Annotated in this window: 13 protein-coding genes; 5 read left to right on the forward strand and 8 right to left on the reverse strand. The window is 60.6% G+C overall.

Translation table 11 applies throughout. The annotated features are described in order from the left end of the window. The first annotated feature begins 164 nt into the window (after positions 1-164). Both TMS3_RS21200 and TMS3_RS21205 read left to right on the forward strand, forming a co-directional pair. Entirely contained in the window at positions 165-2,261 is a 2,097-nt protein-coding gene (locus TMS3_RS21200; protein WP_051394286.1) for a FimV/HubP family polar landmark protein, read from the forward strand. 106 nt (positions 2,262-2,367) lie between these two features. Beyond that, positions 2,368-2,661, forward strand: a complete 294-nt coding sequence (locus TMS3_RS21205; RefSeq protein ID WP_025167304.1) for a SelT/SelW/SelH family protein — start codon at positions 2,368-2,370, stop codon at positions 2,659-2,661. Between the two features lie 41 nt (positions 2,662-2,702). Here the strand turns inward: TMS3_RS21205 and TMS3_RS21210 are convergent, their stop codons facing one another. The 3 genes from TMS3_RS21210 to TMS3_RS21220 form a co-directional block, all read right to left on the reverse strand. Then, positions 2,703-3,554 carry a DMT family transporter gene (locus TMS3_RS21210; RefSeq protein ID WP_025167305.1) on the reverse strand — a complete coding sequence of 284 codons (852 nt, stop codon included), beginning with the start codon at positions 3,552-3,554 and terminating at the stop codon, positions 2,703-2,705. Next, on the reverse strand, positions 3,551-3,886 hold the full coding sequence (locus TMS3_RS21215) for a tRNA-binding protein (RefSeq protein WP_025167306.1): 336 nt from the start codon (positions 3,884-3,886) through the stop codon (positions 3,551-3,553). The genes TMS3_RS21210 and TMS3_RS21215 overlap by 4 nt, the downstream gene beginning before the upstream one ends. A gap of 91 nt (positions 3,887-3,977) precedes the next feature. Then, the gene (locus TMS3_RS21220) at positions 3,978-4,730 is read right to left on the reverse strand and encodes an AraC family transcriptional regulator (protein ID WP_025167307.1); all 753 of its coding nucleotides are present in this window, start codon (positions 4,728-4,730) and stop codon (positions 3,978-3,980) included. A 189-nt stretch (positions 4,731-4,919) separates the two neighbouring features. Between TMS3_RS21220 and TMS3_RS21225 the strand changes: the two genes are divergently transcribed. Continuing rightward, positions 4,920-5,744, forward strand: coding sequence for a UDP-2,3-diacylglucosamine diphosphatase (locus TMS3_RS21225; protein ID WP_025167308.1), 825 nt, complete (start codon positions 4,920-4,922; stop codon positions 5,742-5,744). Then, a complete protein-coding gene (locus tag TMS3_RS21230) occupies positions 5,741-6,778 on the forward strand; it encodes a glycosyltransferase family 4 protein (protein WP_025167309.1) in 1,038 nt (345 codons plus the stop codon). The genes TMS3_RS21225 and TMS3_RS21230 overlap by 4 nt, the downstream gene beginning before the upstream one ends. A 92-nt stretch (positions 6,779-6,870) precedes the next feature. Here TMS3_RS21230 and TMS3_RS21235 read toward each other — a convergent pair whose 3' ends face one another. The 3 genes from TMS3_RS21235 to TMS3_RS21245 all read right to left on the reverse strand — a co-directional run bounded on the left by TMS3_RS21235 (position 6,871) and on the right by TMS3_RS21245 (position 9,350). Then, positions 6,871-8,259, reverse strand: a complete 1,389-nt coding sequence (locus TMS3_RS21235; protein ID WP_025167310.1) for an adenylate/guanylate cyclase domain-containing protein — start codon at positions 8,257-8,259, stop codon at positions 6,871-6,873. Positions 8,260-8,420: 161 nt separating this feature from the next. After that, on the reverse strand, positions 8,421-9,005 hold the full coding sequence (locus TMS3_RS21240) for an HD domain-containing protein (RefSeq protein WP_025167311.1): 585 nt from the start codon (positions 9,003-9,005) through the stop codon (positions 8,421-8,423). Positions 9,006-9,032: 27 nt separating this feature from the next. Further along, a complete protein-coding gene (locus tag TMS3_RS21245; RefSeq protein ID WP_025167312.1) occupies positions 9,033-9,350 on the reverse strand; it encodes an Mpo1-like protein in 318 nt (105 codons plus the stop codon). Positions 9,351-9,497: 147 nt separating this feature from the next. Here TMS3_RS21245 and TMS3_RS21250 point away from each other — a divergent pair, with 147 nt between their 5' ends. Further along, positions 9,498-10,499: an AraC family transcriptional regulator gene (locus TMS3_RS21250; RefSeq protein WP_025167313.1), complete on the forward strand. Its 1,002-nt coding sequence runs from the start codon at positions 9,498-9,500 to the stop codon at positions 10,497-10,499. A gap of 50 nt (positions 10,500-10,549) precedes the next feature. On the opposite strand, the gene TMS3_RS21255 is transcribed toward TMS3_RS21250, so the two are convergent. Beyond that, a complete protein-coding gene (locus TMS3_RS21255) occupies positions 10,550-12,004 on the reverse strand; it encodes a TrkH family potassium uptake protein (RefSeq protein WP_025167314.1) in 1,455 nt (484 codons plus the stop codon). A gap of 84 nt (positions 12,005-12,088) precedes the next feature. Then, on the reverse strand, positions 12,089-13,543 hold the full coding sequence (locus TMS3_RS21260; RefSeq protein WP_025167315.1) for a TrkH family potassium uptake protein: 1,455 nt from the start codon (positions 13,541-13,543) through the stop codon (positions 12,089-12,091). Position 13,544 lies beyond the last annotated feature (1 nt).

The raw sequence follows: 13,544 nt of genomic DNA on the forward strand, positions 1-13,544 counted from the left end.
TGTCTGTTAATAGTGGCCATACTCATTTTTTAGTCGGGCCAACACGGAAGTTGCTCTCGACAGGTGTTTTTGTCGCGCCGTTTGTTTCACCACGGACAGGATGTGCATGCCCATGGCGTGCAGTGGTGCCACTTTAGCGGGGCGGGGTTACCGGGGGAGGGCGCATGACTCGGGTTCGACAGTTATTGATTGGCCTTGCATCAAGCTCGGCGGTTTATTCGGCTATGGTCCCGGCTTTGGGGCTGGGCGAAATTACTCTGCATTCGGCGTTAAGTCAGCCATTAGAGGCTGAGATTGAACTGTTGGAGGTCGCCGATCTCAGCGCCAACGATTTGCAGGTACGGCTCGCACCTGTTGAGGCGTTTAATCGCTCTGGTGTTGATCGCCTGTTTTTCCTGAATGACCTGCGGTTTACCCCGGTGCTACGCGGTGGCAAGAGTGTGATTCGCGTGGTGTCGAATCAGCCAGTGCGTGAGCCTTACCTGAACTTCATTGTCGAAGTGGCGCGGCCCAATGGTCGTCTGCTGCGCGAATACACTTTGCTTATCGACCCGCCCAACTCCTCTGCCTTTCGTGCCGTTGCTCAGGTGTCTGGGGCTCAAGCGAGCGCGCCTCGGGCTAGGGTAGGGATAACCCCTAGGGCCTCAGTAGCGCCACGCGAACTACCGACCACGGCGCTGGGTGAGCATTACCGGGTAAGCCGAGGTGACAGCCTGTGGACGATTGCCGCCGGCTTGCGCGCAGCAGGCAGTACTGTTTCTCAGCAGCGCTTGATGGGCGATATCCATGCGCTCAATCCCCAGGCGTTTAGCAATGGCGATATCGATCGGTTGAAGGCTGGGGCCGATTTGCTGCTGCCGGATGTGGCGGTCGCTGACATGGCGCCAAGTGAGGCACCGCCTGAGGCAGTGGCTGACGCGCAATCACCAGCCTCACCCGAGCAGACACTCGACACTCAGGCCGAACTGATCGTCCAGGTGCAGCGGCGAGTGGAGCAGGAGCTGGCCAGCCAGGCAGCGGAAAATCTTCAGTTGCAGCAGAGCTTCGCGGACATGCAGGCGCAGCTGCAGCAGTTGCAAGCGCAAATGAGCAGCAAGGATCAGCAGTTAGCCGCGTTACAGGCTGAGCTCGCGGCTCGGCAGGCGTTGGCTGAAGTGCGTCCTGTCTCTCCCGCAGTGATCAGTGTCGAGCCGGGCACTGGTCAGAAGAGCGAGCCGTCAGCGAATCAAACTGACAATTGGCTCCGTGCAGGTTTCACCGCGTTACTGCTGTTGCTGGCCGGGATTTTCGGCCTGTTCTGGCGTGAGAAGCGGCGTGCTGCTGAGACCGGTCAGGACCCTGAGGTGCCAGCCGAGCCTGCCGTGGCTCCGTTAGAGACGCCGGCGCAACCGCTCAAAGTCAATACCTTGGTCGGCGACGAGGGTAGGTCGACGGATGCGTCTGTACGCACGCCCAGCTCTGTCGATGCGTTGGAAGGCGCGAATATCTACATTGCTTATGGGCGCTTCAGTGAAGCCGCAGCGACGCTACGCAAGGCATTGGGCGCTCAGCCTGAACGCAGCGACATCCGTTTTCGCTTGCTGGAGGTGCTGGCGCAGTTAGGGGATGCTCAAGCATTTGCGCAAGAAGAGACTATTCTGCGCAACGCCGGGTTTACCTCCGTGCGTATTGACCAGCTCAAGGAGCGCCACCCTGGTTTGCTCGACGTTACTGCCGTTGATCCTCTGGACTCTGTGGTGCTGAACCTGGAGGAAGCACCGCTGCTGCCGTCAGCCGTAGCTGAGGAGCTGCAGGATGATGGCTTCCAGCTTAATTTGGATGACCTGTCGTTGGATGCTGACTGGGACCTGGCCAGCCCGTTTGCAGCGGCTGTGAGCAACAAAAAGGCGGCATCGGTTCAGGCCGATAGTGACTCGAGTCTCAGCAAACCCTCTGGCGCTTTTGACCTGACAGGCGAGCGGGATGCATTGAGCCCTTTTGCCGAGTCAATGCTGGTTGAGGAAACATCGGATGAAGGCTGGTTGCAGGAGGAGCTGGATGAGAATTTTGCCAAGCAGGCGCCAGTGGGCAGCCATGTTGTGCTGAGGGACCTCGATCAGCTGACCGAGAGCCGGGATAACTTGGCCAAGCTTAATCAAGCGCTGGCCTATATCGAACAAGGCAGTGTGGACAGTGCCTGCAGTATCCTCAATGAAGTCATCAGTAACGGCGATGCACAGCAAAAGCAGGAAGCCCGCGAGCTGTTGGCCAAGATTGCCTAGTGGCCTCTACGGCTAGGGGGTATCCGCAGGTAATGCTGGGTTTCTCACCACTGTTGTTTGACTGGGTTGCTAGGTGAGTAGCGGCCCGCTCTCTGCGAGTCGTTCCATGTCCAATCAAAAAGCCGAAGTGGTCATCACCTATTGCACCCAGTGTCAGTGGTTGTTACGGGCGGCCTGGCTCGCTCAGGAGTTGTTGTCGACCTTTGCCGACGATCTCGGCAAAGTCAGCCTGGAACCAGGCAGCGGTGGGGTATTTCGCATCACCTGCAATGGCGTACAAATCTGGGAGCGCAAGGCCGATGGTGGTTTTCCCGAGGCCAAGGTGCTCAAACAGAAGGTGCGCGATCAGATCGACCCGCAGCGCGACCTTGGCCACAGCGATCGTCCACGCGATCTATGACTTCTGCTGAAACGGCCTTCGCTTGGCCATCTTGCTGACTGTCAGCGTGCCATGCGGGCCGAGGCGAAGATCGCCAGGATGATCAGCGCCCCCCCGGCGAACATGCGCAGCGTGGGCACTTCGTTGAACAACCACCAGGCGAAGGCGATGCCATAGACCGGTTCCAGGGCGAAGATTACCGCTGCGCTTCGGGCCTTGATCACGCGCAGGCTGGCAACGAACAGGCTGTGCGCCAGGCCGGTACAGAACACCCCGAGCATGGCCAGCCAGAACCAGTCGAGCAGGCTCAAGTCGCTCAACAGTGGCCAGGCGAACGGCATGAAGCAGGCCAGCAAGGTGAGGTTCTGGCACAGTGCGGCCTGAACCGGGTCGATGCCGCTCGTGCTCACACGGTTAAGCAGCGAGAGCAGGGCGAACAGCAAGCCGGACAGAACCGCCCAGAGCAGACCTGTGGTGGCCTGGCTGGCCAGGTCGAAATTCGGCGTGACTAGAACCAGACCCAGGGTCACTATGCCGACCATGGCGAATTCACTGGGGCGCGTGCGCTCGCGAAACAGCACGCCTTCCAGTAACACGGTAAACGCTGGAAAGCTGGCAAAACCCAGGGTGGCGATGGCCACACCCGAGACTTTCACCGCCTCGAAGAAGGTCAGCCAATGACTACCGAGCAGGATTCCGCCCACTGCCAGCAAGCCAAGCTGACGCCAGCCAATCGGTTGCCTATGGGCTTGCTTGAACAGCTGGGCAAACAGTGCCAGGGCCAGCACGGCGAACAGGCCGCGGCCAGCGGCAATGGCCAGCGGTGTGGTCAAGGCCAGCTTGCCGAAAATCCCCGAGAGGCCGAACAGCAGGGCGCCCAGGTGAATCGCCAGCAAGGCTTTACGTTCGGTCATGCCAGGCGTGCCCCGTTGGGCAGTGGCTTGTCGAAACTAGCCAAGACCACCCGGTTATCCGCGTCGTACACGCCGGTCACCAGCACTTCCGAGCGCACCCCTGCGATACGTTTCGGGGCGAAGTTGCACACGCACAGCACCTGCCGTCCGAGCAGGTCGCAGCTACGGTAGTGCGCGGTGAGCTGGGCGCTGGAGGTCTTCACACCGAGCTCACCGAGGTCGACCTGTAGCACATAGGCCGGTTTCACTGCTTTTTCGTTCGGCTCGGCCGACACAACCGTACCTACACGTAATTCCACCCGCTGAAAGTCGTCCCACTCAATGTGCTGCATAACGCCTCCGATTTTATGGCTGTATGCAGTCTAGGGGGCGCAGTTGCCTGTGTCTGTCGCGGGAGTCGCGTGGCTTGTCGCGTTACTCGCGTTACTCGCGCAGCTGGCGCAAGGCGCGTGGGGTGCAGCCAAATTGTCGCGAAAGTGCCGCGGTAAACGCACTTTGCGAATGGTAGCCAACTCGCGCGGCGATCTCGCCGACGGCCAGTTGGCTGGTTTGCAGCAAGTGCCGGCCCAACTGCAGACGTCTGAAACGCACATACTCCATCGGCGTTTGCCCGATTTCGTCGAGAAAACGCACATGAAAACGTGCCGTAGACAGTCCGACCAGGCGTGCCAGGTCGGCGACCTGCAACGGGTGCGCGGCATGTCGATCGATATGCATGTCGATCACACTCAGCGGCAAGCGTTGGATGGCATCCAGGCAAGGTCGCTCGCTGCTGAGGCTGGCCAGCAGCAGGGCGGCGCCTTGTTCGGCGATTACCGGGTCATTGACCGGGCTGGCAGCCAGCCAACTGACCAACTGGCTCTGCGCGGGGGCGAGGTTCAGTGGGCCGGGTTGCTCGAGCAGGCGTCGGCTGGCATCTGCATGCGCGCCCAGGCGTTGCTCGAGCCACTGCTCCGAGGGCACATCGAGCACCAGGCACTGACTGCCGCTGCGGCTGCCGCAGGCATGGCGAGCGCCTGCGGGCACCACGGCGAGGGTCTGGCGGATCACCTGGCTACCCTGGCCGGCGACTTCGAACTCAAGCGTTCCGCTCAGGCCGAACACCAGCTGCGGGTGGGCGTGGCTGTGGCTGAGCAGTTCATGGCTGTAGTGACGCAAGGAGAGCAGCGAAGGCATGCGGGAATCCTCGAACAAGGTGTTCAGTCTATCAGGCTGTTGCGAGCTGCAGCAGCCACGCCCGCCAGCCTCCTCAAGGCTCGGTAAATCACAGTCGTGGGTCACGCTCGTCATCAAACTGCCATGGCGTAGTCATAAACGCTTCACCGCCGCCCCGCAAGCTCGAGAAAACCCTGATGGAGGCCGTCCATGAGCAGCGCAGAACTGGTTAAGCCCAGTCGTAAGCAACGGGTCCGCACACTGTGGATCTCCGATGTGCACCTGGGCACGCGGGATTGTCAGGCCGAGCATCTCGCCGCGTTCCTCAAGCGCTATCAGGCAGACAAGGTCTATCTGGTCGGCGACATCATTGATGGCTGGAAGCTGCGCGGCGGAATGTACTGGCCGCAGGCACACACGAACGTGATTCGCCGCTTGTTGACCATGAGCAAGCGCGGCACCGAAGTGATTTACGTCACCGGCAATCATGACGAGTTTCTGCGCGGTTACTCCAGCCTGGTGCTCGGCAATATCCAGCTGGTCGATGAGGCTGAGCACGTCACCGCCGACGGCCGTCGGCTGCTGGTGATTCATGGCGATCAGTTCGATGTGATCACCCGTTACCATCGCTGGCTGGCCTTCCTCGGCGATTCCGCCTACGAGCTCACCCTGACTCTCAACCGCTGGCTCAATCACTGGCGCCGCCGTTACGGCTACGGCTATTGGTCGCTGTCGGCGTACCTCAAGCATAAGGTCAAGAGTGCGGTGAGTTTCATCAGCGACTTCGAGGAGGCGATCGTCCACGAGTGCGTCAAACGCGGGTTCAACGGAGTGGTCTGCGGGCATATTCATCATGCCGAGATCCGTCCGATGGGCGAGGTGGAATACATGAATTGTGGTGACTGGGTCGAGTCCTGCAGCGCCTTGATCGAGCACCTGGATGGCCGCATCGAACTGTATCGTCTGGCCGAAGAACAAGCCCATGAGGCTCTGCAGGCTGCTGAGCAGGTGGCAGTAGTCGAGCCGGCCGCATGAGAGTCCTGATTGTCTCGGACGCCTGGCTGCCGCAGGTCAATGGTGTGGTCACCAGCCTCCAGGCCCTGGTCGGCGAGCTGCGCGGCTTGGGTCATCAGGTCAAGCTCTTGTCGCCGCAGGACTTCCGCTCCCGACCCTGTCCGACCTATCCGGAGATTCCCCTGGTGTGGGATCTCTGGCGAGTCGGGCCGGCGATCCGTGATTTCCAGCCTGACTGCGTCCATCTTGCCACCGAAGGGCCGCTCGGTTGGGCGGCCAGGCGCTGGTTGGGCAAGCGCGGTCTGGCGTTTTCCAGTGCGATCCACACGCGCTTTCCCGAATACATCAGCAGCCGCTGGTCCTGGCTGCCGTTGCGCTGGGGCTATGCCTACCTGCGCGCCTTCCACCGCCCCAGTCGGGCGGTGCTGGTGACCACCGAGCGGCTGCGTCAGGAGTTTGCTGGTTGGGGGCTGCAGCGCCTCGCGCTGTGGCGCAAAGGCGTCGATACACGACTGTTTCATCCGCTAGCGCCAGCACCGGACACTACGCAAGCGGTGTTCCTGTACGTCGGGCGCATTGCCCCGGAGAAGAATCTCGAAGCCTTCCTCGCCCTCGAGCTGCCGGGGGAGATGCAGGTGGTCGGCGATGGCCCGCAGCGTGAGACGCTGCAGGCGCGTTATCCGCAGGTGAAATTTCTCGGCTATCGGCATGGCGCCGACTTGGCGCGGGCTTATCAACAGGCCAGCGTGCTGGTGTTTCCGTCGCGCACCGACACTTATGGATTGGTGATGCTCGAAGCCTTGGCTTGTGGCACACCGGTGGCGGCATTCCCCGTGCCGGGGCCATTGGATGTGCTGCAGGCGGGCGTCAACGGAGTGATGGCGGAGAACCTGGGCGAGGCTTGTCTGGCGGCTCTGCAACTGGACCGGGCGCACTGCGCCGAGCTGGCGACGCGAGAGTCCTGGCGTGCCTCGGCGCTGCAATTTCTGGCTGAGCAACCCTTGCTGGATGGCGAACTGTGCCGCGGTTCCAAGGTAGTGGCGTCAAGCGGTTAGCGGCAGACGGTGGTGTGTTCGTAGCCCGGATGGAATCCGGGGCAGCGTAGCCCCCACCCGGTCTATACCAATCGACAGCACTGGCGCCCGCCTTACATGATCACCTTGTCGCGCAATTTCTCGGCGGCCTGCTGCAGCGCCTGAATCACCCGCTCCTTGTCGAAGTTCTGAATGCCGTTGGTGTCCAGATACATGGAAAAGCCCGGCAGTTCGTGTTCGACGTAGCTGGAGGTGGCCCCCAGGTCGCGGCGAAAGTCCACCACCTGATAGATCTGTACCGGGCGAGTGAAGCCCTTGACCGCTATCTGACCCTTGTCGCGGCACATGATCAGGTCCTTGATCAGCGAATAGGTCTCATGCGAGATCAGGATTTCGCCGGCTTCGGCGGCGCTTTCCAGGCGGCTGGCGAGGTTCACGTCGCGGCCGATGATGGTGTAATCCATACGCGTATCGGCGCCAAAGTTACCCACGGTGCAGTAGCCGGTGTTCAGCCCCATGCGGATTTCCAGGGGTTTGGTGATGCCCTGGGCCCGCCATTGCTGGCGCAGCACTTTCATATGTTTGCGCATGGCGATGGCCATCGAGACTGCCGCCACTGCGTCTTTCTTGGCGCCTCGGCTGGCCGGGTCGCCGAAGAACACCATGACGCTGTCGCCGATGAACTTGTCGATGGTGCCGCCATATTTCAGGCAGATTTTTGACATCTCGTTAAGGTAGCTGTTGAGCAGGTCGGTGAGGGTTTCGGCTTCCAGCTCTTCGGACAGCTCGGTGAAGCCTTTGATGTCGGAGAAGAACACCGTGAGCTTCTTGCGTTGGGTTTCCAGGCGCACGCTCTTCTTGCCGCTGAAGATCGATTCCCACACCTGTGGCGACAGGTATTTGGCGAGATTGCGCGCCAGTCGTGCGGCCTTCTCCTGTTCGCGCTTGATGTCGCTGCGTACCTGGGTCAGACGCAAGCCTTGCTGGTGCACGAAATAAGCGGTGATACAGATATACAAGGTGGCGAAGGCGATGCTCACCAGCGCGACGATTGCCGGTGTATTGGGGGTGAATTCGAACTCAATCAATGCGGCGCTGAGCACGGTGCTGAACAAGGCGATCAACAGAGCCAGCGCCAGGTGGCGCAAGCCGCCAATCACCAGAGAACTGAATGCCAGAATCAACAGGCACACCAGGCTGGGCACTACCGAAAAGCTCAGCAGCGCAAGTGCTGCGCCGCAGTGCAAGGCGTCGATAAGCAGCAAGGCCAATGTGGTTTTCTGCGGGTGATTGCGCTTGAAGCGCAGGCTAATGTGATGGGCCAGGTGTGGGTAGAGCAGGGCGTAGGGCACCATCCAGAGGATGTCGTAGCCAAAATGCTGGACGTAGGTGCCCGCGGCGATAGTCGCGGCGATGGCGATATAGGCCAGCACACGCGAGTAATACTCACGCAGCGGCGGCGCCGGCAGTGGCGTGAGTCGGGTTAACTGGCTGGCATTCATGCTGTGGAGGTGATCCCTGCTGATTTTATGACGCCTCTGCTGGGCGTCTAAGCGGTCTGCAAACACTAGGCCAGGCTTGCGACAGAGCGGGGATCATAACCAAGCGTGGCGGCGCGAGCCAAGCACGGCAGCCGAACGGTGACGGCGAAGCGCCTCAGTGGTTAACGGGCGTGGGTCATGGCCGCTTGATAGAGGGAGTTTTTCGGCTGGGCAAACACGCGTCGCAGCATGGGCTCGAAGAAGCTCAGCGGTAGGTTTTCAAAGTCTGGATCGAAGGCCGCGGCATCGTACTTGGCGCAGAAGTCGATGGTCGCCTGATAGTGCGGATGATCCTTGAATTGCTCGCGCAGGTGACGGTCCATGCCCAGGTGATGGAAGAAGTAATAGCCCTGAAATATTCCGTGGTTTGCGACCATCCAATGCAGCTCCGCGCTGACGAATGGCTTGAGCATGGCCGCGGCGATATCGGCATGGTTATAACTACCAAGAGTGTCGCCGATGTCGTGCAACAAGGCGCAGACCACGTACTCCTCGTCGCGCCCATCGAGGTGCGCGCGGGTGGCGGTCTGCAGCGAGTGGGCCAGGCGATCGATGGGGAAGCCGCCGAAGTCGCCGTCGAGCAGTTTCAAGTGGCTGAGAATGCGCTCGGGCAACTGCGCCGCATAGGCGCTGAAGTGCTGTGCAATGGTCGCCCAATCCTCGGCCGTGCCGTCCTGCATGTGGGTGAAATGTGCCTGAGTGTGCATTACGAGTGTCCTCTGCTGGCTCTCGGGTCAGAACTTGATGCGGCCGGTCAGGGCATCCTTGAGCATCACCCAATCGCCCATCAGCGAATACAACGGGTATTGGAAGGTGGCCGGGCGGTTTTTCTCGAAGACGAAGTGGCCGACCCAGGCAAAGCCATAGCCGGCCAGAGGGATCGCCAGTAACCACTGCCACTGTTGGCTGAGCAGGGAGTAGGCGAAGATGCCCAGTACCAGCAAGCTGCCGGCGTAGTGCAGGCGGCGACAGGTGGCGTTACTGTGTTCTTGCAGGTAATAAGGGTAGAACTCGGCGAAGCTGGTGTAGCGGGCACTGGTCTGAGTGGCCATGGCGCACCTCCTGTATTGGGTGACTGGTGGTTGGGCCCAGTCTAGGCCGAGTGTCCTGCTGGGCCAGTGACATTAAGTGCCAGTTTAGTATCCTTCGTCGCCAGGCCGCGTATTGCGACCCTCCGCTGACTCGAATAAGAACAGGCCATGAGCGAACGAACCACCTCGTCGAATTGGGCTTTGGGGATTGTCCAGGCACTGGAACTGGGCGGCGTCGACTGCCGCATGATCTTTCCCGAGCTGGGCTTGGATTATGCCGCCCTGGAGGATCCAGATGCCCGTTTCCCGCAGGACGATATGACCCGTCTGTGGCAGCGTGCGGTGGCGCTGTCGGGTAATCCGGCGATTGGCTTGAACATGGCCAAAGTGGTGCGTCCGGCCTCCTTCCATGTGGTGGGGTACGCGTTGATGTCCAGCCGTACGCTGAAGGAAGGCCTGACCCGTCTGGTGCGTTTTCAGCGGATCATCGCCGAGGGCGCCGATCTGAGCTTTCGCAGTACCCCACATGGTTACGAGTTGCTCCTGGCAATCCACGGCGATCGTCTGCCGCCCGCGCGGCAGAGCGCCGAGGCGTCGCTGGCTTATGCTCTGGCATTCTGCCGTTGGATGACCGGTAAGCCGATTCTCCCGCAACAGATTCTTTTCCAGGGAGAGCCACCGGCCGATCTGCAACCCTTTCAACAGGTATTTCAGGCGCCGCTGAAGTTCAATGCCGCGCACTACGCGCTGCTGTTCGATCGGGCCGACATAGAGATGCTGCTGCCGACTGCCAACGAGGCGCTGGCGCAGTTGCATGATCGTTTCGCCGGTGAGTATCTCGCGCGTTTCTCGGAAAGCCGCGTGACTCACCTGGCCCGGCAAGTGCTGTGCCGGTTGCTGCCGCAAGGTGAGCCCAAACGCGAGGCGGTGGCGCAGGCGCTGCACTTGTCGCAGCGCACCCTGCAGCGGCGCTTACAGGAAGAGGGCACCAGCTTCCAGCAACTGCTTGACGACACCCGTCGTGAGCTGGCGGAGCAGTACTTGGCTCAGCCCAACCTTGCCCTGCTGGAGGTCGCTTATTTATTGGGCTTCGCCGATCCGAGCAATTTCTTTCGCGCGTTCCGCCGCTGGTTCGACATCACCCCAGGCGAATACCGCACGCGGTTATAGCGCAGGTCGGTGCTGTAGCCGCGCCAGGCCATGATCCTGGGGCAATCCCATCAATGTCGCCAAAAGGCCGGCATCAGCAGTACCAGTACGGTCAGAATCTCCAGTCGCCCGAGCAGCATGCCCAGGGTCAGTAACCACTTGGCGATGTCCGGCAGACTGGCGAAGTTGCCGGCCGGACCGATGATCGGACCCATGCCTGGGCCTACGCCGGATACCGTGCTGGCGGCTCCGCTCAGCGCGGTGATCCAGTCCAGGCCGCACAGGGTCAGGGCCAGTGCCAACAAGGCGATGGTGATGGTGAAGAAGAACGAGAAGGTCAGAATCGAACGGACGATATCTTCGTCCAGACGGTGGCGGTTGTACTGCTGTTTGATCACCGCGCGCGGATGCACGAGTTGCTGCAGGTTGGCCTTGAGTAGGATATAGGCCACCTGGAAGCGGAAAATCTTCAAGCCGCCGGCGGTCGAACCGGAGCAACCGCCGATGAAACCCAGGTAGAAGAACAGCATCCCGGAGAAACCACCCCATAGGGTGTAGTCGCCCAGTGCAAAGCCGGTGGTGGTCATGATCGAGGTGGCGTTCACGGCTACGTGGCGAACGGCTTCCAGCCAATGCAGTTCGGTGGTCAGGTTGTACCAGGTGCCGAGCGCCAGCCAGGTGCCCAGCAAGATGATGAGAAAGCCGTGCACCTGTTGGTCGCGAAACAGTGCCAGGTAGTTGCCACGCATCATTGATACATAGAGTACGAACGGCAGGCTGCCGAGAATCATCAGCAGCACAGCCACCCAATGCACCGCAGGTTGTGCCCAGTTACCGATGGAGCGGTCCGAGGTGGAGAACCCGCCGGTGGCGATCGCCGACATGGTGTGGTTGATCGAGTCGAATAGGCCCATACCCGCCAACCAGAATGCCAGAACGCCAAGCAGACTGAGGCCGACATACGCTGCCACCATGTACTTGGCAACCATGTGCGAGCGCGGCATGACCTTCTCCGAGCGATCCGAGGACTCGGTTTGGAACAGGCGCATACCACCGATCCGCAGCATTGGCAGAATCGCCACGGCCATGGCGATAAAGCCGATGCCGCCGAGCCAGTGCAGCAGCGAGCGCCAGATCAGAATGCCCGGTGACATGCTGTCCAGCCCACTGAGCACGGTAGCACCAGTGGCGGTAATCCCGGACATGCTCTCGAAAATCGCGTCGGCAATGCTCATGCGCTGAAACAGCATGAAGGGCAGGGCAGCGAACAGGCACACCAGCAGCCAGCTCGAAACCGTCAGCATGTACATGTCACGCGGGCGCAGCTGGGTGTCCGCAGGCCGCCCCTGGAGGACCATGGCGAGGCCGGCGACGAAGGTGAACAAGCTCGACCAGAGAAAACCGTTCAGCTCTTGGGCGCGTTCGAATAGCACCAGTGTGAGCATCGGTACGACCATGCTGATGGCCAGGGTAATCAGAAAAATGCCGTTGATGAACGCGATGATTCGTAAGGTCGGCAAGGCCATCTAGTCGGCTTCCATAAAATAGTGGCGTGATTCTAAGAGGAACTGCTCGCTAACCACAGGGTGAAAAGGGAAATTTACGCTGTTTCAGTGTCGCCAAAAGGCCCGCGTGGTCAGCACCAGCACGGTGAGGATCTCCAGGCGGCCGAGCAGCATCCCAATGGTCAGCAGCCATTTGGCGGAGTCAGCCAGGCTGGAGAAATTACCAGCCGGACCGACAACCGGTCCCAGGCCAGGGCCGACGTTGCATACGGCGGTCGCGGCCGCGGTCAGGGCAGTGACCCAGTCCAGACCGATCAAGGCCAGGCCGAGGGCGATCATGCCGATGGTGATAGTGAAAAAGAACGAGAAGGTAGTCAGTGAGCGGACAATTTCTTCATCGAGGATGTGGTTGTTGTACTGCTGTTTGATCACCGCGCGGGGGTGCATCAGTTGCTGCAGGCTGGCTTTGAGCAATACATAGGCGACCTGAAAACGGAAGATTTTCAAGCCGCCAGCCGTTGAGCCGGAACAGCCACCGATAAAGGTCAGGTAGAAAAACAGCAGCACCGCGAAACTGCCCCACTGGCTGTAGTCGCCCAGGGCGAAGCCGGTGGTGGTCACCACCGATGTGACATTGACTGCGACAATGCGCAAGGCATCCAGCCAGGGGTACTCGGAGTTGAACCACAACCAGGTGGCGAAGACCAACCAGGTCAACAGCAGAAAGCCGATGAAGCCGCGCACCTGTTGGTCCTTGAACAGCGCCTGGCGATGGCCGCGCAAACTCGTTACATACAGCGCGAAGGGCAGGCTGCCGAGAATCATCATCAGCACCGCGACCCAGTGCACGGCGGGTTGTGACCAGTGGGCGAGGGAGGCGTCCGAGGTGGAGAAACCACCGGTCGAGATCGACACCATGGAGTGGTTGATGGCATCGAACGCGCTCATCCCGGCCAGCCAGAAGCCCAGGGCGCCGAGCAGGGTAAAGCCCAGGTAGATGAAGAGGATGTATTGGGCGACCATATGCGAGCGCGGCATGATCTTCTCGCCCCAGTCGGAGGATTCGGTCTGGAACAGACGCATGCCACCGACACGTAGCAGCGGCAGAATTGCCACCGCCATGCCGATAAAACCGATGCCGCCGAGCCACTGCAGCATCGAACGCCAGATCAGCAGCCCCGGTGTGACACTATCCAGCCCGGTCAGTACCGTGGAGCCGGTGGTGGTGATGCCGGACATGGTCTCGAAGAAGGCGTCGGTATAGCTGATGTGCTGGATCAGCACCATCGGCAGGGCGGCGAAGATACACACTACCAGCCAACTGGCGGTGGTCAGCAGGTACATATCGCGCGGACGTAGCTGGGCATTGGCCGGTCGGCCGGGAGCGATCAGGGCGAGGCCGACGGCTGAGCTGGCCAGGCATGACCAGAGAAAGGCGTCGAGGTCTTCGCTATGATCGAAGATCAGCAGGGTCAGCATGGGTAGCGTCATGCTGACAGCCAAGGTGATCAGGAAAATGCCGAGAATGAAGCCGATGATCCGCAGCGTCGGCAGGGCCATG

It is taken from the genome of Pseudomonas taeanensis MS-3 (assembly GCF_000498575.2).
Classification (GTDB): domain Bacteria; phylum Pseudomonadota; class Gammaproteobacteria; order Pseudomonadales; family Pseudomonadaceae; genus Aquipseudomonas; species Aquipseudomonas taeanensis.

Excerpts from the sequence above, each read along its gene's own strand:
- TMS3_RS21200 (WP_051394286.1), top strand. The coding sequence starts at position 165 with ATGACTCGGGTTCGACAGTTATTGATTGGCCTTGCATCAAGCTCGGCG.
- TMS3_RS21205 (WP_025167304.1), top strand. The coding sequence starts at position 2,368 with ATGTCCAATCAAAAAGCCGAAGTGGTCATCACCTATTGCACCCAGTGT.
- TMS3_RS21210 (WP_025167305.1), bottom strand. The coding sequence starts at position 3,554 with ATGACCGAACGTAAAGCCTTGCTGGCGATTCACCTGGGCGCCCTGCTG.
- TMS3_RS21215 (WP_025167306.1), bottom strand. The coding sequence starts at position 3,886 with ATGCAGCACATTGAGTGGGACGACTTTCAGCGGGTGGAATTACGTGTA.
- TMS3_RS21220 (WP_025167307.1), bottom strand. The coding sequence starts at position 4,730 with ATGCCTTCGCTGCTCTCCTTGCGTCACTACAGCCATGAACTGCTCAGC.
- TMS3_RS21225 (WP_025167308.1), top strand. The coding sequence starts at position 4,920 with ATGAGCAGCGCAGAACTGGTTAAGCCCAGTCGTAAGCAACGGGTCCGC.
- TMS3_RS21230 (WP_025167309.1), top strand. The coding sequence starts at position 5,741 with ATGAGAGTCCTGATTGTCTCGGACGCCTGGCTGCCGCAGGTCAATGGT.
- TMS3_RS21235 (WP_025167310.1), bottom strand. The coding sequence starts at position 8,259 with ATGAATGCCAGCCAGTTAACCCGACTCACGCCACTGCCGGCGCCGCCG.
- TMS3_RS21240 (WP_025167311.1), bottom strand. The coding sequence starts at position 9,005 with ATGCACACTCAGGCACATTTCACCCACATGCAGGACGGCACGGCCGAG.
- TMS3_RS21245 (WP_025167312.1), bottom strand. The coding sequence starts at position 9,350 with ATGGCCACTCAGACCAGTGCCCGCTACACCAGCTTCGCCGAGTTCTAC.
- TMS3_RS21250 (WP_025167313.1), top strand. The coding sequence starts at position 9,498 with ATGAGCGAACGAACCACCTCGTCGAATTGGGCTTTGGGGATTGTCCAG.
- TMS3_RS21255 (WP_025167314.1), bottom strand. The coding sequence starts at position 12,004 with ATGGCCTTGCCGACCTTACGAATCATCGCGTTCATCAACGGCATTTTT.
- TMS3_RS21260 (WP_025167315.1), bottom strand. The coding sequence starts at position 13,543 with ATGGCCCTGCCGACGCTGCGGATCATCGGCTTCATTCTCGGCATTTTC.